The sequence below is a fragment of the Streptomyces sp. NBC_00016 genome, from assembly GCF_045040885.1.
In the GTDB taxonomy this organism is placed as follows: domain Bacteria; phylum Actinomycetota; class Actinomycetes; order Streptomycetales; family Streptomycetaceae; genus Streptomyces; species Streptomyces coriariae.
On sequence record NZ_CP108304.1, the window covers coordinates 7523510 to 7544013 of the forward strand.

Genomic DNA, 20504 nt, shown 5'->3' on the forward strand with positions numbered 1-20504 from the left:
GCGAGCATGGCGATATGTCCTCACTCAGGGTGTCCACGCCCTGGTTCGACGAGACCGGCGGCGAGAGTTCCTGGCTCCCGGGGGTTTCTACCCCGGTCACAGTGGCGGGACCGCGCCGGATTCACACCGGCTTCCTCTTCTGCTGCCGTACATGGCTCGGGCAGTCCACCACGGCCCGCAAGAGCCGTCAACTTGCCTTTGACCTGCGAGGCTCGAGTGTGCAGAACCCCACACAGGGCGGGTCGGCGGGGCCGCGAACGACAAGAGGTGCGGGACGGTGATCCGTCCCGCACCCCAGGGGTGTTCGGATGGTGCGTCAGGCGACGATCAGTGAGATCCCGTACGCCACCGCCGCCGCGCAGGCCGCGAAGCACGCGTACGCGCCGGTCACCGCGAGGGTGGCCGAGCCGCCCTGCGCCGACGCGCGTTCCTGCCGCGACAGGCCCATGACGCCGAGGGTGAACAGGGCGACGAGGCCGACGGTGACCACGAGGCTGACGCCGAAGACAGAGCCCAGGGCTGCCCAGTCGATCTTCATGCTGCTTCTCTTCCTTCGTGCCGGGTGCGCGGGCTCAGACGGCCGCGGCCGGGGGAGCGGCGGGGGTCGCGGGCTCTGCCGCCGGGCCGGGGATCGTGGCCGTCAGGTCCGTGAGGTCCTCGGCCAGGGTGCCCGCGGGCGGCGGGGTGACGGCGGCGATCGCCGTCGTGACGACGCCCGCGGGCTCGTCGGGCTCGTTGACGTTCGAGGCGTCGACGACCTCGCGCCGGGAGACCTTCCAGATGGCCGCGCTGGAGGCGATCAGGAAGACCGCGACGAGGGCCGTGCCCCAGTCGCCCAGGCCGGTGACGGACTCGGCGAGCGCGCCCACCAGGGCCGCGGCCGGGAGGGTCAGGCCCCACGCGACGAACATCCGGGTCGCCGTCGACCAGCGGACCACACCGCCCTTGCGGCCCAGCCCGGCGCCCATCACCGCACCGGAGACCGAGTGCGTGGTGGAGAGGGAGAAGCCGAGGTGCGAGGAGGCCAGGATGACCGTGGCCGCGCTGGTCTGGGCGGCGAAGCCCTGCTGCGGCTGGAGGTCGGTCAGGCCCTTGCCCATGGTGCGGATGATGCGCCAGCCGCCGAGGTAGGTGCCGAGCGCGATGGCCAGGCCGGCGGAGAGGATGACCCAGGTGGGCGGGTCGGAGTCGGGGGCCACGGCACCGCCGGCCACCAGGGCCAGGGTGATGATGCCCATCGTCTTCTGCGCGTCGTTGGTGCCGTGGGCGAGGGAGACCAGGCCGGCCGAGGCGATCTGGCCCGCGCGGTAGCCCTTGGCCGCCGCCTTGCCGTCGGCCTTCTTGCCGAGGGTGTAGGAGAGGCGGGTCGCGAGCATGGCCGCGACGCCCGCGACGATCGGTGCCGCGATCGCCGGGATCAGCACCTTGGTGACCAGGGCGTCACCGTGCACCGCGCCCATACCGGCCGAGGCGATGGTGGCGCCGATCAGACCGCCCATCAGGGCGTGCGAGGAACTGGAGGGCAGGCCCACCAGCCAGGTCAGGAGGTTCCAGAGGATCGCGCCGACCAGGGCGGCGAAGATGACCTCGGGACGGATGCCGGTCTCGTCGACGAGACCCTTGGAGATCGTGTTGGCGACCTCCACCGAGAGGAAAGCTCCCACAAGGTTGAGCGCGGCGGACATGGCCACCGCAACCTTGGGCTTGAGTGCACCGGTCGAGATGGTGGTGGCCATCGCGTTGGCGGTGTCGTGGAAACCGTTCGTGAAATCGAACGCGAGTGCGGTGACGACCACAATCGCGAGGATCAGCGAGAAGTTTTCCATTTACCCAGGCAATCGTTCGAAGTCATTGGCGCGTTGACCGTAAGCAATCTGGGTGAACGGAAGATGAACTGAACAGGGCATCCGGGTGTCTGTGCAAGGGGGGTGCGGCGGTCTTCCGTCGCCGCGCCGGGGCCGGGGTCAAGCGCCGTACGGTCACCCGTCTTTGGCGGGCCTGCGCGACCGGCTCCCGGAGCCGCGAAAGAGATTCTGGTCACCCGGGGGCTGCCGCTGTCGGCGTACTGTCAGAAGTGCTGTCAGAAGGGCTGTCCGAAGGCCCCTGTCGGCCGTCCGGCCGGTAGTGTCCCGGCGTCGGACATCCCGTGACGGGCGACCCACAGGGCGTGATCCGTATGACCGTCCGGGCCTCGGTCGGGGCCGTGGTGTGGGCGCCCCCGTCGCAGGGGTGGCACCCGACGTCGAGCGCGGGCGGCGGGGCCCGGCCGACGACGCTCCGGCCGCCGCCGTTGTGTACGAAATACGCGGCCTGCTCCTTGCCCGAGCCCTTGTCCGGCACAGCGAAGCGGAACGCGCCGCGGAACGGCCCGGCGGCGGCCCCCGGCGCCTCCTGGCAGGATCTCCACATGGCTGAGCAGCGACCCGAGCAGGGGGGCGCCCGGGGTCACCGGGACGGCGCACAGAACGTGGTGGAGCGGCGGGGGAGGCATGCGGTCCTCGAGGAGGCGCGGGCCTGGGAGGCGCTTGTGACGGCGGCCCGCCGCACCGTGACCGACGGGCTGGTCGTCGGCACCTCCGGCAACGTCTCCGTACGCGTCGGCGACACCGTGCTGGTCACCCCGTCGGGCATGCCCTACGAGCGGCTCACCCCGGACGACGTCACGGGCGTCGACCTGGCCGGCCGGCAGGTGCTCGGCACCCTGCGCCCGACGAGCGAGCTGCCCATGCACCTCGCCGTCTACCGCACCACGGACGCCGGGGCGGTCGTCCACACCCACGCCGTGCACGCGACCGCCGTCTCCACCCTCGTCACCGAGCTTCCCCGCGTCCACTACATGGCGGGCGCGCTCGGCGGATCCGTCCGGGTCGCCCCCTACGCGGCCTACGGCACCGAGGAGTTGGCCGAGAACATGCTCCGCGCCCTCGTCGGCCGGAGCGGCTGCCTCCTGCAGAACCACGGCACCCTCACCCACGGCACCACCCTCGACCAGGCCTACGACCGTACGGCCCAACTGGAGTGGATGTGCCGCCTGTGGCTGACGGCCTCGTCCGTGCCCGGCCTGAACCCCACGCTCCTGACGGAGGAACAGGTCGCGGAGGCGGGCGAGCGACTGCGCGGGTACGGGCAGCCGGAGTGACCGGCCGTCCCCCGACGGGCTCCACCACTGGCCGGGAGGAAGGCGGGCCAGGACACTGGACGGGTGCGCACTGTCAAAGCGACGGCCGCCGCCGTCACCACAGCCCTGGCCGCCGCCGCCGTCAGTGTCGCCGTCGGCCGGCTGGCCAGCGACGCCGCGCTGAAGGCGCCGCCCGGCCGGCCCCTGCCCACCGAACCCCGGCTCACCGTGCACGGCACGGCCGCCGGCCGGATCACCCTCACCCGTGACCTGGCCGCACTGCGCCCCGGCACCTACGGCCTCTCCGGCAACGGCTCCCACGCCGTCGTGGGCGCCGTCCTGCCCACCGCCCCGCACTCCGCCGACACCGTCGTACGCCGCCTGGAGCGGGTCACCCACGGCACCCTGAGCGCCGGCGACGCGGTCTGGCTCACCCCCAACCTCCATGTCGGCAACCCCGGCAGCGCCCTCGGTCTCGACCACGCCGACATCGACATCCCCGGGGAACTGGGCAACCTGCCCGCCTGGTTCGTGCCCGGTCCGCGCCGCACCTGGGTGATCGCCGTGCACGGCCTGGGCACCACCCGGGAACACGCCCTCAACATCATGGGCTTCCTGCACCGCCGCCGCTTCCCCGTCCTCGCCCTCGCCCATCGCGGCGACCTCGGCGCACCCCGCTCCCCGGACGGCCTGAACCATCTCGGCGAGACCGAGTGGCGCGACCTGGACGCGGCGATGCGGTACGCCGTGCGGTACGGCGCCGAACGTGTCGTCCTGTTCGGCTGGTCCACCGGCGCGACCATGGCCCTGCGGGCCGCCGCCGACTCGGGGCTGCGCGATCTCGTCTCCGGGCTGGTGCTGGACTCCCCGGTCCTGGACTGGCGGACGACGGTGCGTGCCCTGGCCGCCGCCCGGCACACCCCGGGCGCGCTGCTGCCGCTCGCCGTCCGCGCCGCCGAGGGCCGCACCGGTCTGCACGCCGGGCCCGGCGGCCACGGTGACGCGGCCGCCGATCCGGACCGGCTGAGGGTCCCGACCCTCGTCCTGCACGGCCCCGACGACACCGTCGCCCCCTGGGGCGCCTCCCGCCGTCTCGCCGACCTCCGCCCCGAGCTGGTCACCCTGCACACCGTCCCGCACGCCCCGCACGGCGCCATGTGGAACCCCGACCCCGCGGCCTACGAGGAGGCCCTGCGACGCTTCCTGACCCCGCTCATGTGACCCGCCGACGCGACGCGCACGGACCCGCCCCGACAAGCGGCCGGACCGGTGCCGCCGGTTCCGTTTAAGCCCGTACCACTGGCCTGAAGGCGCCTCTCCGCCGGTCACGGAACCCCGTGCCTTGGCCAGTCCCGTAGCCCGCCGTGACATTCCGTTTGGGTTTTCGGACCGTCAACCGGAAGACTGCACCCGTGACGTCCCGTATCCCGCGCGACTCCAGGCTTCGACTCGTCCGCCCGCGACCCCTGGCCGCCGCCCCCTCAGCTGTGAACGAGCGGCGCCCGCGCCGCCCCGCACCCCGCCCGCCGGAGGGCACCCCGGCCCCCGCGGAGCTGGCCAGAATGGCACGCTCCGGACTGGCCGCCGCGGCCCGTGTCGCCCGCTGGGCCGACAACGCCCTCGGCCCCGGCCGAGACGCCGCCACGACCGACGGCAAGGCCACCCTCTCCGACGCGACCGCCGAACGGGCCGCCAGTGATCTGGGCCTGACCACGGACCGGATCCGCGCCGACTGGGACACCGCCCGGCTCGCCGGCCTCGTCGAGGTGCACGGCGACAGCGCCCGCCCCGGCTGGCGGCTGCGCGCCTGGAACCGCGACGACAGCGCCGTCCTGCGCGGCTGGGTCGCCCTGTTCGACGCCTGGTCGCTCGCCTCCCCGGAACCCGGGGACCACGAGCCCGCCGCCGTCGCCGAGGTCGTCTCGGCCATGCCCCAGGTGCTCTCCTTCCTCCAGCTGTCCGCCGGGCCCGTCCCCGTGGAGCAGCTCCTGGACCTGCTGCGCCAGCGGGTCACCGAACTGCGCACCGAGCGCTGCGAGGTGCCCTACGGCGCCGGCTCGGAACCCGCGATCCCCATCGCCCCGGTCCTCTCCGTCGACGCCGACCCGGCGGAGCCCGCCCAGGACGCCGAACTCGCCCCCCTCCTCGACTGGGCCCTGCACGCCCTCGCCGCCGTGGGCGCCCTCACCTACGGCGCGGGCCAGGCCACGCTCACGCCGCTGGGCAACTGGGCGGTCTGGGTCAAGCTGGAGCAGATCTGCGTCGCCGCGCAGAGCCCCGCCGGCAACATCGAGCAGTCCGCCGAGGCCATGCTCCGCGGCTGCGCCCAGCTGCGCCCCAACGCGGCCCGCGCCGAGTACCGCGCCTGGCTCGCCGCCCGGACCGTCGGCAGCGCCGTCGCCGAGCTGCTGTTCGCCGCCCGCGGCGACGACGCCCTGCTGCGCGGTCTCGCCTTCGAGGCGCTGCGCGTCGTCGGCGCCCCCGCCGAGCCCGATGTCCGCGCGGTCGTCGACGAACCCGCCCTGCGGCCGTACGCGCTGCTGTGGCTCGCCGAGCACGACGGCGTCGACCCGGAGGACGCCCACGAGGTGCTCACCCGGCAGGAGGCCACCTGGCTGTGGGTCGACACCGCCGCGGCCGTCGCCGACCACGGGGAGGCGCCGATGCTCGTACGTCACCTGGAGTCCGCGCTCCAGCCGACCGTCCCCGCCCTGCTGACCGAGGTGCGCGCCGTCGGACATCCGCGCACCGTGCAGGTGCTGGTGGCGCTCGCCGCCGCGCACCCCGACCCGGCGCTGGCCAAGGCCGTCCGCCGGGCCGCCTTCCAGGTGCACACCGGGGGCAGCTGAACGAGTTCGGCGCGGGCTCCGCACGAACTCCGCGCGGGCTCCGCACGAGCTCCGCGCGGGCTCCGGCGGGGCTCTCAGCCCTGTATCTCGGGCGCGTAGGTGCCGAAGCTCCAGAGGTTGCCCTCCAGATCGCGGGCCATGTAGTCCCGGGAGCCGTAGTCCTGGTCCGTCGGGGGCATCAGGATCTCCGTGCCGTGCTCCACGGCCCGCCGGTGGTGTGCGTCGACGTCGTCCACCACGACGTACACCCCGGTCGGACCCGCATCCTTCATCGCCGTGTCGAAGACCCCGCCGCGGCCCTTCGAGCCGAGCATCACCGCGCCGTTGCCCTGCACCAGCTCGGCGTGCACGACCGAGCCGTCCTCGCCCTCGTAGACGGACAGCTCCGCGAACCCCAGCGCCTCCGTGAGCTGCCGGATCGCCGCCTTCGCGTCGGTGTACAGCACCGTCGGATAGATGCTCGGGCGCCCGCTGTTCGTGGCTGCCATGCCGATCACTCCCTTGTGATCCATGCCGGATTCGTCATCCGCTGCCCAGTCTGGCACCCACCACCGACAACGCCCCCGGGAGGAAGATCCGGCGGGAGCGCGGAAAGATCGAACACCTGAACCCAGAAAAAGTGCTTGCACGATCCCGTTAGACTGGCCCTCATGGCCATTCTCCTCGCGCATTAGACGGCGGGAACGTCCTCGGCCGTCCATCCTGCCAACGACCCCCGCTCTGGAGTCTGTCCGTGATCTCCGCCTCCGGCATCGAGCTGCGCGCCGGTGCCCGCATCCTCATCGAGAACGCCTCCTTCCGTGTGGCCAAGGGTGACCGCATCGGTCTGGTCGGGCGCAACGGCGCCGGCAAGACCACGCTGACCAAGGTCCTGGCCGGCGAGGGCATCCCGGCCGCCGGCCAGGTCACCCGCTCCGGCGAGGTCGGCTACCTCCCGCAGGACCCCCGCACCGGCGACCTCGACGTGCTGGCCCGCGACCGCATCCTCTCCGCGCGCGGACTGGACATCCTGATCCGCAAGATGCGCGAGAACGAACAGCGGATCGCGAACGGCTCGGGCGCCACCCGCGACAAGGCGATGCGCCAGTACGAGCGCCAGGAGACGGAGTTCCTCACCAAGGGCGGATACTCCGCCGAGGCCGAGGCCGCCACCATCGCCGCCGCGCTCAACCTGCCCGACCGGGTGCTCGGCCAGCCCCTGCACACGCTCTCCGGCGGTCAGCGGCGCCGGGTCGAGCTGGCCCGCATCCTGTTCTCGGACGCGGACACCCTCCTCCTCGACGAGCCGACGAACCACCTCGACGCCGACTCGATCGTCTGGCTGCGCGACTACCTCAAGACCTACCGCGGCGGCTTCATCGTCATCAGCCACGACGTCGACCTCGTCGAGACGGTCGTCAACAAGGTCTTCTACCTGGACGCCAACCGCTCCCAGATCGACGTCTACAACATGGGCTGGCGGCTCTACCAGCAGCAGCGCGAGTCCGACGAGAAGCGCCGCAAGCGGGAGCGCCAGAACGCCGAGAAGAAGGCCGCCGCGCTGCATTCGCAGGCCGACAAGATGCGCGCCAAGGCCACCAAGACGGTCGCCGCGCAGAACATGGCCCGCCGCGCCGACAAGCTGCTCTCCGGCCTGGAGGCGGTCCGTCAGTCCGACAAGGTCGCCAAGCTCCGCTTCCCCGAGCCCGCGCCCTGCGGCAAGACGCCCCTGATGGCCGAGGGCCTGTCGAAGTCCTACGGCTCACTGGAGATCTTCACCGACGTCGACCTGGCCATCGACAAGGGCTCCCGGGTCGTCATCCTCGGCCTGAACGGCGCGGGCAAGACGACTCTGCTGCGTCTGCTCGGCGGGGCGGAGCAGCCCGACACCGGCGAGGTCGTCGCGGGCCACGGCCTCAAGCTCGGCTACTACGCCCAGGAGCACGAGACGCTCGACCCGGAGCGTACGGTCCTGGAGAACATGCGCTCCGCCGCCCCCGACCTGGATCTGGTCGAGGTCCGCAAGACGCTCGGCTCGTTCCTGTTCTCCGGCGACGACGTGGACAAGCCCGCCGGCGTGCTCTCCGGCGGCGAGAAGACCCGGCTGGCCCTCGCCACCCTCGTGGTCTCCTCGGCCAACGTGCTGCTGCTCGACGAGCCCACCAACAACCTCGACCCGGCCAGCCGCGAGGAGATCCTCGGCGCGCTGCGTACCTACAAGGGCGCGGTCGTCCTCGTCACCCACGACGAGGGCGCCGTGGAGGCGCTCCAGCCCGAGCGGATCATCCTGCTGCCCGACGGCGTCGAGGACCTGTGGGGCGCCGACTACGCGGATCTGGTCGCGCTGGCCTGACCGCACCCGGGCTCCACGGCGTGATCCAGGACGTGATCCACGACGTGATCCACGATGTTGGATCATTCGTCTGGATCATTCGGCCCACCGGTGATCCATCATCTGTGTGAGATCTCCTCGTATCGAGGTGTGTCCTACATCGATTTCTCGGCCGATCCCTTTGTCGACAAGGGATCGGCCGTCGCGCGTCTCTGACCTGCCACTTCGCACGACAATCCGTTCGGCCCCACGAACACCACCGGGTGGAATCACAGATTCCACTTGTGGGGACGCGCTCCTGTCGTCAAAACCCTGTCGCACGGACCTTGCCGAATGGGTGGCCATCGCGCGCCGGAGGGGTGATCATGAGGATGACCAGAGCGCACTTCCCATGAGGAGGCACGGGTGGCCGAGACTCTGAAGAAGGGCAGCCGGGTGACCGGCGCCGCGCGCGACAAGCTCGCGGCAGACCTGAAGAAGAAGTACGACTCCGGTGCGAGCATCCGGGCGCTGGCCGAGGAAACCGGTCGCTCGTATGGCTTTGTTCACCGGATGCTCAGCGAGTCGGGCGTCACGCTGCGTGGGCGTGGCGGGGCGACCCGAGGCAAGAAGGCTGCCTCGTCCTGACCCGGGGCGGCCCACCGCTTTAGATGGTGGCCACCCGGTCGGTTGTCCGACCGGCCGGGTGGTTACTGTGCAGTCACTTAGCTGACCGCTAGCTGACCGCACCCATCGGAGGCTCCTCATGGCCACGCCCGACCAGGATCTCGTTCCCCTGCTCGACAAGGACGGCGTACGGCTCACCGTCGACGACACGCTCGCCACGGTGACGCTGGCCAACCCGGCCAAGCGCAATGCGCAGAGCCCCGCCATGTGGCGGGCGCTCGCAGAAGCCGGGCGGCTGGTGCCGGGCTCCGTCCGCGTGGTCGTGCTGCGCGGCGAGGGCAAGTCCTTCTCCGCGGGGCTCGACCGGCAGATGTTCACGCCCGAGGGGATCGAGGGCGAGCCGTCCTTCATCGACCTCGCGCGCAGTGGTGACGCCGAACTCGACGCCGCCATCGCCGGGTTCCAGGAGGGCTTCACCTGGTGGCGGCGCAACGACCTCGTGTCCATCGCCGCCGTCCAGGGCCACGCCATCGGTGCGGGCTTCCAGCTGGCTCTCGCCTGTGACCTGCGCGTCGTCGCCGACGACGTGCAGTTCGCCATGCGGGAGACCGGCCTCGGCCTCGTGCCGGACCTGACCGGCACGCATCCCCTCGTCTCCCTGGTCGGCTACGGCCGTGCGGCCGAGATCTGCCTGACCGGCCGGTTCGTGCACGCCGAGGAGGCGGTGAGCTCCGGGCTCGCCAACATCGCCGTGCCCGCGCAGGACCTCGACACCGCGACGCGTGAACTGGCCGCGGCGATCCTGGCCGCGCCCCGGGAGGCCGTCATCGAGACCAAGGCGCTGCTGCGCGGCGCCGGCGACCGCACCTACGACGAGCAGCGCGCCGCCGAGCGCGCCGCCCAGGGCCGCCGTCTGCGGGACCTGGCCGGCGTGGGCGAGTGAGCCGATTCCTCGCGGGCCCCGGTCACTCCACCGCCGTGACCACCACGGCCACCGTCGGGTGATCCCGTAGCGCTTCCGACACCACCGCACGCACCCCCCGGGCCACCTCCACGGCCCGGTGGTGCGCACTCACCGCGATCTCCACGCGTGCGTGGCGGTTCGGCAGGGCGGTCGTGTGCTGTCGTTCCTCGATGCGCACCGCCCTGCCGACGACATCGGTCAACCGGGTCACCCCGGGCACGGACAGAGCGGCGACGGTCACGCGTGCCTCGTCGCCGTGCTGTGCGGCGCCGACGTGCTGTGGCTCCGGACCGGGCCGTACCGCCTCCGGTTCCGGCTCCTCGTCCAGCAGGGCCGTCACCCGCAGGTCGACCTCCGACACCACCAGGCCGAGCCGATCCGTCGCGGCCGCCGCCAGCGCCGTGCGCAGGCGGGACGCCGCCGTCGGCAGCGGCTCGGACGAGGACGCGGCGATGTCCGCCGTCACCCGCAACGGCCCGGGCGGCAGGGCGCTCGGCGGAGATGGCACGGCGGGCTCGTACACCCCCGCCGGGTCGGCCACCGCGATCCGCAGCGTGCCCATCCGCACGCCCTCCACACCCCGCACCGCCCGCCGCAGCACCGCCTCGGCCGCCGCCTCCGTGATCCATGCGCCGTCCCGCGGCCCGCCCAGCGGGAGCAGCCTGCCGAGGCTCAGCTGATGCCGTACCGCGCTCGTCCATCCGTCCGCCGTCATTGCTCCAGCCTGCCGCATCCCTGGCGCGCGGTCGGGCAACCGCGCTTACCGTGGTCAAGGGACGAGGAACGAACCGGACGTAAGGACGTACGGCGATGACCGAGGCAGCAGCGGAGCAGCACCGGACGCAGGTTCCCGACGGCGGTACCGAGCCGCTGGGGACCCGCAGGACGACCAAGCGCGGCGGCGGTGATCCGGCGACCCGAGGGCGGACCACCATCGCCGACGGCGTCGTCGAGAAGATCGCGGGCCTCGCGGCACGGGACGTCCTGGGCGTCCACGCGATGGGCAGCGGACTCAGCCGCACCTTCGGCGCCGTGCGGGACCGGGTGCCCGGCGGCTCGAAGTCGGTGACCCGAGGAGTGAAGGCCGAGGTCGGCGAGGTGCAGACCGCGCTCGACCTGGAGATCGTCGTCGACTACGGCGTGGCCATCGCCGACGTGGCGCAGGCCGTGCGGGAGAACGTGATCGCGGCCGTGGAGCGGATGACCGGACTGGAGGTCGTCGAGGTCAACATCGCGGTGAGCGACGTCAAGCTGCCCGACGAAGAGGACGAGGAGCCGGAGCCCCGGATCCAGTGACACGCAGACGACGGCCGGGTGACCGGACCGCCGAGGGGAGAACACCTTGAGCATGGCCGTGGTCGGCATGATCGCCGGCATGGCGCTGGGCTTCGCCGGATACTTCGGCGGGTTCGGGGCCTTCCTCCTGGTGGCGGCACTGGGCGCCGTCGGGTTCGTCGTCGGCCGGTTCCTGGAGGGGGACCTGGACCTCGGCGACCTCTTCCGTACCCGCGACGACCGGCGCCGGTGAGCTCCGTGGACGAGGGGGGCGCCGCCGTCGGAGGGCGCCCGTCCGTCGTTGCCCCGGGCGCGCGCGGCGCGACCCGCATCGCCGACCGGGTCGTGGCGAAGATCGCCGCCCAGGCCGCCCGCGAGGCGGTCGGACCCCTGCCGTCCGACGCCGCGGGACCGCACGCCACCGTCGTCGTCCACCACGAGACCGCGCATGTCCGGGTCCATCTCGAACTCGACTACCCGACCGATATCGGCGGACGCTGTCACCGTGTGCGTCGACATGTCACCGAGCGGGTAGGCGCGTTGGTGGGAATGGAGGTTCCGGAGGTCGCGGTCCAGGTGGAACGGCTGCACCTGACAGCGGCCCCCGGCGTGGCGCACGGGAGGGCGCGATGAGCGAGCCCGGAGGCTTGCAGGGCAGCACACTGCCTGTTCTGGAGAAACCCACGCAAGAGGACCGCCCCGGCGCGGCGGGCCCCGCCGACCACCGCTTCTGGTCGGCGCGCCGCGTCCCGGCCGGAGTCGTCGCGGCACTGCTGCTGGTCGTCGCGGCCGCCTTTCTCTACGACGTGGTCGCCGTACGCGCCCACCGGTCCGCCATGGCCTGGCGGACCGGACTCGCCCGGCAGCTCGCCGAGCGCCCCCTCGACGACATCTGGGTGCTGCTCGGCGCCGGGGTCGCGGCGGTCCTCGGCCTCTGGCTGATCGTCCTGGCGGTGACCCCGGGTCTCAGGGAGGTCCTGCCGATGCGCCGCACCCACCCGGACGTACGGGCGGGCCTCGACCGGAACGCCGCCGCACTGGTGCTGCGCGACCGGGCCATGGAGGTCGCCGGCGTGCAGTCGGTACGGGTGCGCGCGGGCCGCCGGAAGGCCGACGTCCGCGCGCTCGCCCACTTCCGCGACCTGGACGACGTGCACGCCGACCTGGACGCCGTCCTCACCGACGCGATCCGTGGCCTGGGCCTGGTCCGGCCGCTCTCCCTGGCGGTCCATGTGCGGCGACCCGGGAAGAAGGGGTGACGACGATGCTCGGTACCGTCAACCGCGCGCTCATCGCAGTCGTCGGAGTGGTGCTGCTCGCCGTCGGCGGGGCGGTGCTGGCCGTGGGCCTGGGCGCCTCCGCGCCCTCCTGGTGGCTCCACCAGGGCCCGCACGACGTCCTTCTCACCACCGCCGAACGCACCCGCTGGCGCGCCGACGCCTGGTGGTGGCCGACGGTGATCGCGGTCCTCGCGCTCCTCGTCCTGCTGACCCTGTGGTGGCTGACGGCGGTCCTGCGCCGCCGCCGGCTGGGCGAGCTCCTCGTCGACACGGGCGACGGTGCGGGAGCGCTGCTGCGGGGCCGCGCCCTGGAGGGCGTACTCGCCGGCGAGGCGCAGCGGCTGGACGGCGTCGCCCACGCCCATGTGGCGCTGAAGGGCAGGAGGGAGGCACCCGAGGCACGGGTGCGCCTGGTCCTGGAGCCGCACGTGGACCCGGCGACGGCACTGGACCACCTGACGGAGCAGGCACTGACCCACGCGCGGGAGTCGGCGGCGCTCGCGGCACTGCCCGCGGAGGTGCGGCTGAAGGGCGCCGGACACAAGGCCGAAAGGGTCGGTTGAGCTGCCCGGGAGTGCGGGGACGGTGACGGACCGCGGCGTTGCCGCGTGAGCGTGACCGGTCCCCGCGCCCGGCGCGGGACCGGTCAGAACCCGTGCCGCATCCCGCCGTCGACCGGCACCATGAGGCCCGTCAGATAGGAGGCCGCCGGCGACAGCAGGAACGCGGCCGTCCGGCCGAACTCCTCCGGAGTCCCGTACCGCCGCAGCGGAATCCGGGACTCGTTCGCGGCCCGGGTGGCCTCGGGATCGGCCGACAGACCGTCCAGCTCCCGCACCCGATCGGTGTCGATACGGGCCGGCAGCAGTCCCACGACCCGGATCCCCCGGGGCCCCAACTCGTCGGAGAGCGACTTCGCGAACCCGGCCAGTCCCGGCCGCAGACCGTTGGAGATGGTCAGCCCGGGAATCGGCTCGTGCACCGACCCCGACAGGACGAACCCGATGACCCCGCCCGCCTCCAGCTCGGCGGCGGCCGTCCGCGCCAGCCGGACCGCCCCGAGGAACACCGACTCGAACGCGGTCTGCCACTGCTCGTCCGTGTTGTCCGCGACGAACCCGGGCGGCGGACCGCCCACGCTCACCAGCACCCCGTCGAAGCCGCCGAAGGCGTCGCGTGCCGCCGCGATCAGCCGCGCTGCCGCCCCGGGGTCGGCGTTGTCCACGGCGAGTCCCACGGCGTTCGGCCCCAGTTCGGCCGCGGCGTCGGCGACGCGCTTCTCGTCCCGCCCGGTGAGCACGACCTTCGCGCCGTCCGCGACCAGCTCGCGCGCGGCGGCGTTGCCGAGGCCGCGCGTCGCCCCGGTGACCACGTACACCCGGTCCTTCAGTCCAAGATCCATGGTCCCTATCCTGCCTTCTCGGCGCCGAACAGGGCGAGGGCGGTGTTCACCAGGCCGATGTGGCTGAAGGCCTGCGGGAAGTTGCCGAGGTGCCGGCCGGTGGTCGGGTCGTACTCCTCCGCCAGCAGGCCCACGTCGTTGGCCAGGCCCACCAGCCGTTCGAACAGCTCCCGCGCCTCCTGTGTGCGGCCCGTCATGTGCAGCGCGTCCGCGAGCCAGAACGAGCAGGCCAGGAAGGTGCCCTCGCCGCCCGGCAGGCCGTCGACGGGCGTGCCGTCCGTGCTGTAGCGGCGCAGCAGACCGCCGTGCCCCAGCTCCGCACGGACCGCGTCGACGGTCCCGACCACCCGCGGGTCGTCCGGCGGCAGGAAGCCGACGCGCGGGATGAGCAGCAGGGCGGCGTCCAGGTCGCGCGAGCCGTAGTACTGGGTGAACGTGCCCCGCTCCGGGTCGTAGCCCCGCTCGCACACCTCGCGGTGCACCTCGTCGCGAAGCGCCCGCCAGCCCGCCAGGTCACCGCCCAGATCGGGGTGCTCCTCCAGCGCGCGGACGGCCCGGTCGGCGGCCACCCACACCATCACCTTGGAGTGCACGAACTGGCGCCGGCCACCGCGCACCTCCCACAGACCCTCGTCCGGCTGCCGCCAGTTCTCGCGGAGCCACTTCATCAGCGCGCACTGCAACGACCATATGTGCGGCCGGGGCGACATGCCCGAGGTCCGGGCCAGCGACAGCGAGTCCATGACCTCGCCGTAGACGTCCAGTTGCAGCTGGTCCACGGCGCCGTTGCCGATGCGCACCGGCCTGGAGTCCCCGTAGCCGGACAGCCAGGGCAGCTCGCACTCGGGCAGCCGCCGCTCGCCCGCCAGGCCGTACATGATCTGAAGGTCCGCCGGATCTCCCGCGACGGCGCGCAGCAGCCAGTTGCGCCAGGCCTCGGCCTCGTCCTGATAGCCGGCCGCCAGCAGGGCTCCGAGGGCGAGGGTGGAGTCGCGCAGCCAGCAGTAGCGGTAGTCCCAGTTGCGGACCCCGCCCATCTCCTCGGGCAGGGAGGTGGTGAGCGCGGCGACGATGCCGCCGGTGGGGACGTAGGTGAGGGCCTTGAGGGTGATCAGGGAGCGGACGACGGCGTCCCGGTGGGGCCCGTCGTAGCGGCAGCGGGCGGCCCACGCCTGCCAGTCGTCGACGCTGACCCGCAGCGCCTCCCACGGGTCGACGAGCGGCGGGCGCGACTCGTGCGAGGGGTGCCAGGTCAGCACGAAGGCGACCGACTCGCCCTCGGCGACGGTGAACTCCGAGTACGTGGTGAAGTCCTCGCCCCAGGTGCGCACCTCCGGCTCGCTGCGGAACCAGACCGCGTCCGGACCGCCGATCGCCACCCGGTGGCCGTCGGCCCGGCGCATCCACGGGATGACCCAGCCGTAGTCGAAGCGCAGCCGCAGCGCGCTGCGGACGGTGACCCGGCCACGCAGCCCCTCGACGATGCGTACGACGTCGGGGGCCCTGTCGCGCTGGGGCATCAGGTCGGTGACCCGGATCGCGCCCTCGTCGGTCTCCCACTCGGTGTCCAGGACAAGGGTGTCGGGCCGGTAGGCACGCCGCGTGCAGGGACCCTGCACCCCCTGGGGCGCGATGCGCCAGTGGCCGTTCTCCTCCTCGCCGAGGAGACGCGCGAAGCAGGCTCCGGAGTCGAAGCGGGGCAGACAGAGCCAGTCGACGGAACCGTCCATGCCGACCAGCGCGGCGGTCTGTTCGTCGCCGATGAGCGCGTAGTCCTCGATGCGGGGGTGCACGCAGTTCCGGGTTCCCGGCGGGCCCCGGGGGCAATCAGGGCTGCGGCCGGGCGAGTGACGGCGAGGCCGCCGGGGCGCCCGCGCCCGAGAAGACGACCCCCGGGTCCGACGGCGCCTGGTTCAGCACCCACAGACCGATCAGCGTCGCCAGGGCGAAGACGACGGCGATCAGCACCGCGAGCACGAGCCGCCGCCGGCGTTCGCGCCGCAGCCACTCGCCGCGCGCCGTGCGATAGGCGTCCGGGGCCGGCCGCACCCCGTCGGCCAGTGCCTCCAGGGCCTCGCACAGCTCACGCCGGGTGCGGTCCTGCGCCGACGGCCGCGGCGGTTCCTGCCGGACACGGTCCGGGCCGGTGTCGTTCATCGCCGGGCCTCCATCGCCTGGGTGAGCGCGGCGAGGCCGCGTGAGGTGTGGGTCTTGACGGACCCGCAGGAGATGCCCATCGCGGCGGCGATCTCGCTCTCCTTCAGACCGAGCCAGTGCCGCAGCACGAGCGCCTCGCGCTGCCGGGCCGGCAACTGCTGGAGGGCGTCGATCAGCACCCGCTGGTCGTCGCGCAGCAGCGCGGCGCTCTCCGCGGACGCCACGGTCTCGTCCGGCAGCTCCGGTGGGCTCTCCACATGCCGGCGGGCCACCTGGAGATGACGTATCCGCATCCGGGTCAGATTGCAGACGGTGGACCGCAGATACGCCTCCGCCGCCTCCACGTCCCGCAGCCGCCGCCACTTCCGGTAGATCTGGTAGTACGCCTCGGCGACCACGTTCTCCGGATCGTCGGCGCCCAGCAGAACGGCCAGCCGCAGCATCGAGGAGTAGTGCAGTTCGAAGAGCCGGGCCAGGCCCGCCTCACGTTCCAGCTCGGCCGGGTCGCTCACCGCGGGGGCGAGCACCCGCTCCTCGACGAACGGCTCCGGTACGGGTATCGGGGGTCTGCGTCTCACGGGTGGTTCGCTCCCGTCTCGGGGCGTCGCCTGACGGTCAGGCGGGACGGCAGGTCGGTCGTGTCGGCGCCACGCGGGACGCCGAGGCGTTCGAGGGCCGCGGTGCCGGCCACCGCGACGGTCAGGTTGAGCAGCAGGGCCACGATCCCGGCGTAGATCTCCAGCGGGCCGAACCCCAGGGTCACGATGGAGGAGAACCCCTCACGCACCACGAGGAAGGTCCCGGCCGCCATGCCGGCCGCCCACCCGGCGAGCAGCGCGCGCGGATGCAGCCGCCCGGTGAACAGCCCGACGGCCACGGCCGGGAAGATCTGGAGGATCCACACCCCGCCCAGCAGTTGGAGGTTGACGGCGTCCTGGTCGCGCAGCCCGATCACGAACGCCACCGCCCCCGCCTTCGCGGTCAGCGACACCGCCTTGGCGATCCGCACCTGCCGCTTGGGCGTGGCCGTCGGATGCACGTACTCGACGTACACGTTCCGTACGAAGCCGGTGGCGGCCGCGATCGACATCACCGCGGCCGGGACCAGCGCGCCCACGGTGATCGCGGCGAACACCAGCCCGGCCAGCGGCCCCGGCATCAGCCGGTCGACGAGCATCGGCACGGCGGCCTCGGCGCTCCCCCTGGGTGCCCGCACCCCCGCCGCGAGGGCCGCGATCCCCAGGAAGCCGAAGAGGGCGAGCAAGCCGGTCCAGGCGGGCAGCGCCGCGGAGACCTTGCGCAGGGTGCGGGGGCCGTCGGCGGCGAAACCGGCGGTGAGCACATGCGGATACATCAGCAGCGCCAGCGCGGAGCCGAGCGCGAGCGTGGCGTACGCGGGTTGCTGCGCGGGGGAGAGGGCCAGCGGGGAGTGGGCGACGTCCGTCCCGCCGAGCCCGCGCGCCGCGCCGGCGAACACCGCCCCGGGACCGCCGAGCCGCCGGAACACGAGCCAGCACACGGCGGTCAGCGACACGAACACCGCCACCGCCTTCAGCGCCGAGATGACCGCGGGCGCCCGCAGCCCGTGCCGGTACGTCGCCACCGCGAGCCCCGCGAACAGCGCCACCATCACCAGATCCCCGGCCGCGCCCCGCGGATACACGCCCCCGGCCGTCAGCACCGCCCGTATCCCGAGCAGTTGCAGCGCGAGATACGGCATCGTCGCGAGGATCCCGGTGAGCGCGACCACCAGGGCCAGCGGCGGTGACCCGTACCGCCCCCGCACGAAGTCGGCGGCGGTGACATAGCCGTTCCTGCGGGCCACGCTCCACAGCCGGCTCAACAGCACGAAGGCGAGCGGGCAGACGATCACCGTGTAGGGCACCGCGAAGAACGCGGGCGCGCCGTTGCCGTACGCCAGCCCCGGGACGGCCGTGAAGGTGTACGCGGTGAAGATCGTGCCGCCCAGCAACAGCCAGGTCCACACCGGGCCGAGGCTGCGGTCGGCCAGCGCCCAGCCCTCCAGCGAGGGCAGCCGGTCACTGGGGCGCAGCCGCCGCGCGGTCACGGCGAGCAGTGACGCCCCGCCGATCACGGCGAGGAACGTCGTGGTCATGGCGCCGTCGGCCATGGGTCACCGTCCTTGGTGTGCCTGTGCCCTCACCGGTTGGTTGCGCGAACGGCGGTTTCGGTTGACGGGGAACCGGCGGGAAATCCTCTGGAAATTCGCTGTCAACCGCTCCCGGCGGGTGGGCAACTCTTGCACAGACCGACAGCGCGCGGGAGAGCCGCCCGCCGCTGACCTCCGTGTTCTCCGTGTTCTCCGTAACCTCCGTCAGCTCGGCGAGGAGCCGCCATGCGTACGTCAGCCCTGCCCGAAACCGGCCTCCCCGCGCCGGAAAAATCCCGTATCACCCCGAAATCCATCCTGCTGTGGAGCGCTGTCGCGCTGGTCGGAGCCGTCGCCTGGGGCGTTCTGGCCCTCGCCCGGGGCGAGCGGATATCGGCGGTCTGGCTGGTGGTCGCGGCCCTCGGTTCGTACGCCATCGCCTACCGCTTCTACGCCCGCCTGATCGCCCGGCGGGTCCTGAAGCCGGACGACCGCCGCGCGACCCCCGCCGAACGCCTCGAGGACGGCGTCGACTTCCAGCCGACCGACCGCCGGGTCCTGCTCGGCCACCACTTCGCCGCGATCGCCGGCGCCGGCCCGCTGGTGGGACCGGTGCTCGCGGCCCAGATGGGCTACCTGCCCGGCACCCTGTGGATCGTCGCCGGCGCGATCTTCGCGGGGGCGGTGCAGGACATGGTCGTGCTGTTCCTGTCGATGCGCCGGGACGGCAAGTCGCTCGGGCAGCTGGCCCGCGACGAGATCGGCCGGGCCGGCGGGGCGGCCGCCCTGGTCGCCGTCTTCGCCATCATGATCATCCTGCTGGGCGTGCTGGCGCTGGTCGTCGTCAACGCCCTCGCCCACTCGCCCTGGGGGACCTTCTCGGTCGCGATGACCGTGCCCATCGCCCTCTTCATGGGCTTCTGGCTGCACCGGATCCGGCCGGGCCGGGTCGTCGAGACGAGCTTCATCGGCGTGGCGCTGCTGCTGCTCGCGATCGTCGGCGGCGGCTGGGTGCAGAACTCCTCGCTGGCCGACACCTTCACCCTGAGCCCGACGACGCTCGTCTTCTGCCTCGTCGGCTACGGCTTCGTCGCGTCCGTCCTGCCGGTGTGGATGCTCCTCGCCCCGCGCGACTACCTCTCCACCTTCATGAAGATCGGCACCATCGCCCTGCTGGCGGTCGGGGTGGTCGTCGCCGCGCCCGTGCTCAGGGCGGACGCGGTGAGCGACTTCGCGTCCTCGGGCGCGGGCCCCGTCTTCGCCGGCTCGCTGTTCCCCTTCCTCTTCATCACCATCGCGTGCGGCGCGCTGTCCGGCTTCCACGCCCTCGTCGCGTCCGGGACCACCCCCAAGCTGATCCAGAAGGAGTCCCAGGTCCGGCTGATCGGCTACGGCGCGATGCTGATGGAGTCCTTCGTCGCGATCATGGCGCTCATCGCGGCCGCCACCCTGGAGCCCGGCCTGTACTACGCGATGAACGCGCCGGCGGGCCTGCTGGGCACGACGGCCGAGTCGGCGTCCCACGCGGTCGCGGGCCTCGGCTTCACCATCACCCCCGACCAGCTCACCCAGGCCGCGAAAGCAGTCGAGGAACAGACCCTGATCGCCCGCTCGGGCGGTGCGCCCACCCTCGCGGTCGGCATGTCGGAGATCTTCTCCGGCATCTTCGGCGGCTCCGCGATGAAGGCCTTCTGGTACCACTTCGCCATCATGTTCGAGGCCCTGTTCATCCTGACGACCGTGGACGCGGGCACCCGGGTCGGCCGCTTCATGCTCCAGGACATGCTCGGCAACGTCTTCAAGCCGCTCGGCCGCGTCAACTGGAAGCCCGGCATCTGGCTGTGCAGCGCTCTGGTCGTCGCCGCCTGGGGCTACTTCCTGTACTCCGGCGCCACCGACCCGCTCGGCGGGATCAACCAGCTCTTCCCCCTCTTCGGCATCGCGAACCAGTTGCTCGCCGCCATCGCCCTCACCGTCTGCACGACGGTCCTGGTCAAGTCCGGCCGACTGCGCTGGGCCTGGGTGACGGGTGTCCCGCTGGCCTGGGTGGTCGCGATCACCTTCACCGCCGGCTGGCAGAAGATCTTCTCCGACGACCCCAGGATCGGCTTCTTCGCCCAACGCACGCGGTACGCCGACGCCCTCGACGCCGGCCAGGTGCTGCCGCCCGCCAAGTCACCGGCCGACATGCACACGGTGGTCACCAACTCCACGGTGGACGGCGTACTGATCGCCGTGTTCCTGCTGCTGGTCGCCGTGGTGATCGTCAACGCGGCGGTGGTGTGCGTACGGGCCCTGCGATCGCCGGCTCCGCTCCCGACGACCGAGGCGCCCTTCGCCGAGTCCCGTATCGCCGTCCCCACGAGGAAGACGGAACCAGAACTCCTGACGGAGGCCCGCCTGTGACGTCCGCTGCCGACGGGGCGAGGGAC

Annotated in this window: 21 protein-coding genes and 1 riboswitch; of the genes, 12 read left to right on the plus strand and 9 right to left on the minus strand. The window is 72.7% G+C overall.

The genetic code is table 11. From position 1 onward, the window contains the following. Positions 1 to 43: 43 nt before the first annotated feature. A riboswitch (cobalamin riboswitch) is annotated at positions 44 to 186 on the minus strand. A 130-nt stretch (positions 187 to 316) separates the two neighbouring features. Continuing rightward, on the minus strand, positions 317 to 538 hold the full coding sequence (locus OG933_RS33235) for a hypothetical protein (RefSeq protein ID WP_020130440.1): 222 nt from the start codon (positions 536 to 538) through the stop codon (positions 317 to 319). Positions 539 to 572: 34 nt separating this feature from the next. After that, on the minus strand, positions 573 to 1826 hold the full coding sequence (locus OG933_RS33240) for an anion permease (RefSeq protein ID WP_327182305.1): 1254 nt from the start codon (positions 1824 to 1826) through the stop codon (positions 573 to 575). Positions 1827 to 2407: 581 nt separating this feature from the next. Here OG933_RS33240 and OG933_RS33245 point away from each other — a divergent pair. The 3 genes from OG933_RS33245 to OG933_RS33255 all read left to right on the plus strand — a co-directional run bounded on the left by OG933_RS33245 (position 2408) and on the right by OG933_RS33255 (position 5967). Then, complete coding sequence (locus OG933_RS33245) at positions 2408 to 3139, plus strand: class II aldolase/adducin family protein (protein WP_405630548.1); 732 nt, start codon at positions 2408 to 2410, stop codon at positions 3137 to 3139. Between the two features lie 63 nt (positions 3140 to 3202). Further along, the gene (locus OG933_RS33250; protein WP_405630550.1) at positions 3203 to 4339 is read left to right on the plus strand and encodes an alpha/beta hydrolase family protein; all 1137 of its coding nucleotides are present in this window, start codon (positions 3203 to 3205) and stop codon (positions 4337 to 4339) included. A gap of 191 nt (positions 4340 to 4530) precedes the next feature. Then, positions 4531 to 5967 carry a hypothetical protein gene (locus tag OG933_RS33255; RefSeq protein ID WP_362520806.1) on the plus strand — a complete coding sequence of 479 codons (1437 nt, stop codon included), beginning with the start codon at positions 4531 to 4533 and terminating at the stop codon, positions 5965 to 5967. Positions 5968 to 6041: 74 nt separating this feature from the next. Here OG933_RS33255 and OG933_RS33260 read toward each other — a convergent pair whose 3' ends face one another. After that, positions 6042 to 6455: a VOC family protein gene (locus tag OG933_RS33260; RefSeq protein ID WP_362520809.1), complete on the minus strand. Its 414-nt coding sequence runs from the start codon at positions 6453 to 6455 to the stop codon at positions 6042 to 6044. 245 nt (positions 6456 to 6700) lie between these two features. Between OG933_RS33260 and OG933_RS33265 the strand changes: the two genes are divergently transcribed. The 3 genes from OG933_RS33265 (at position 6701) to OG933_RS33275 (ending at position 9827) form a co-directional block, all read left to right on the plus strand. Beyond that, positions 6701 to 8299 (plus strand): ABC-F family ATP-binding cassette domain-containing protein, encoded by a 1599-nt coding sequence (locus tag OG933_RS33265; protein WP_171396457.1) that lies wholly within the window; start codon positions 6701 to 6703, stop codon positions 8297 to 8299. 384 nt (positions 8300 to 8683) lie between these two features. Next, entirely contained in the window at positions 8684 to 8905 is a 222-nt protein-coding gene (locus OG933_RS33270) for a helix-turn-helix domain-containing protein (RefSeq protein WP_004002281.1), read from the plus strand. Positions 8906 to 9023: 118 nt separating this feature from the next. Continuing rightward, positions 9024 to 9827, plus strand: coding sequence for an enoyl-CoA hydratase/isomerase family protein (locus OG933_RS33275; protein ID WP_054239242.1), 804 nt, complete (start codon positions 9024 to 9026; stop codon positions 9825 to 9827). A 22-nt stretch (positions 9828 to 9849) separates the two neighbouring features. Here OG933_RS33275 and OG933_RS33280 read toward each other — a convergent pair whose 3' ends face one another. Continuing rightward, positions 9850 to 10563: a nucleopolyhedrovirus P10 family protein gene (locus OG933_RS33280; protein ID WP_405630552.1), complete on the minus strand. Its 714-nt coding sequence runs from the start codon at positions 10561 to 10563 to the stop codon at positions 9850 to 9852. 95 nt (positions 10564 to 10658) lie between these two features. Here OG933_RS33280 and OG933_RS33285 point away from each other — a divergent pair, with 95 nt between their 5' ends. From OG933_RS33285 to amaP, 5 genes are read left to right on the plus strand one after another with little or no spacing between them, the layout of a single operon-like run. Then, a complete protein-coding gene (locus OG933_RS33285) occupies positions 10659 to 11144 on the plus strand; it encodes an Asp23/Gls24 family envelope stress response protein (protein WP_362520815.1) in 486 nt (161 codons plus the stop codon). A gap of 46 nt (positions 11145 to 11190) precedes the next feature. Then, a complete protein-coding gene (locus OG933_RS33290; RefSeq protein ID WP_054239245.1) occupies positions 11191 to 11376 on the plus strand; it encodes a hypothetical protein in 186 nt (61 codons plus the stop codon). Continuing rightward, positions 11373 to 11756, plus strand: a complete 384-nt coding sequence (locus OG933_RS33295) for an Asp23/Gls24 family envelope stress response protein (protein ID WP_405630555.1) — start codon at positions 11373 to 11375, stop codon at positions 11754 to 11756. Before OG933_RS33290 ends, OG933_RS33295 begins: the two co-directional genes overlap by 4 nt. Further along, positions 11753 to 12382: a DUF6286 domain-containing protein gene (locus OG933_RS33300; protein ID WP_362520820.1), complete on the plus strand. Its 630-nt coding sequence runs from the start codon at positions 11753 to 11755 to the stop codon at positions 12380 to 12382. Before OG933_RS33295 ends, OG933_RS33300 begins: the two co-directional genes overlap by 4 nt. A 5-nt stretch (positions 12383 to 12387) precedes the next feature. Beyond that, positions 12388 to 12966 carry an alkaline shock response membrane anchor protein AmaP gene (amaP, locus tag OG933_RS33305; protein WP_405630557.1) on the plus strand — a complete coding sequence of 193 codons (579 nt, stop codon included), beginning with the start codon at positions 12388 to 12390 and terminating at the stop codon, positions 12964 to 12966. Between the two features lie 83 nt (positions 12967 to 13049). On the opposite strand, the gene OG933_RS33310 is transcribed toward amaP, so the two are convergent. From OG933_RS33310 to OG933_RS33330, 5 genes are read right to left on the minus strand one after another with little or no spacing between them, the layout of a single operon-like run. Further along, positions 13050 to 13805 carry an SDR family oxidoreductase gene (locus OG933_RS33310; protein ID WP_054239248.1) on the minus strand — a complete coding sequence of 252 codons (756 nt, stop codon included), beginning with the start codon at positions 13803 to 13805 and terminating at the stop codon, positions 13050 to 13052. Between the two features lie 5 nt (positions 13806 to 13810). Next, positions 13811 to 15598, minus strand: coding sequence for a glycoside hydrolase family 15 protein (locus tag OG933_RS33315; RefSeq protein WP_405630559.1), 1788 nt, complete (start codon positions 15596 to 15598; stop codon positions 13811 to 13813). 34 nt (positions 15599 to 15632) lie between these two features. Continuing rightward, positions 15633 to 15962, minus strand: a complete 330-nt coding sequence (locus tag OG933_RS33320; RefSeq protein WP_362520830.1) for a hypothetical protein — start codon at positions 15960 to 15962, stop codon at positions 15633 to 15635. Continuing rightward, positions 15959 to 16489: a sigma-70 family RNA polymerase sigma factor gene (locus tag OG933_RS33325; RefSeq protein WP_020130423.1), complete on the minus strand. Its 531-nt coding sequence runs from the start codon at positions 16487 to 16489 to the stop codon at positions 15959 to 15961. Before OG933_RS33325 ends, OG933_RS33320 begins: the two co-directional genes overlap by 4 nt. Before the next feature lie 47 nt (positions 16490 to 16536). Continuing rightward, the gene (locus tag OG933_RS33330; RefSeq protein ID WP_405630560.1) at positions 16537 to 18093 is read right to left on the minus strand and encodes a sodium:solute symporter; all 1557 of its coding nucleotides are present in this window, start codon (positions 18091 to 18093) and stop codon (positions 16537 to 16539) included. A gap of 225 nt (positions 18094 to 18318) precedes the next feature. Here OG933_RS33330 and OG933_RS33335 point away from each other — a divergent pair, with 225 nt between their 5' ends. Then, the gene (locus OG933_RS33335; RefSeq protein WP_405630562.1) at positions 18319 to 20478 is read left to right on the plus strand and encodes a carbon starvation CstA family protein; all 2160 of its coding nucleotides are present in this window, start codon (positions 18319 to 18321) and stop codon (positions 20476 to 20478) included. Positions 20479 to 20504 lie beyond the last annotated feature (26 nt).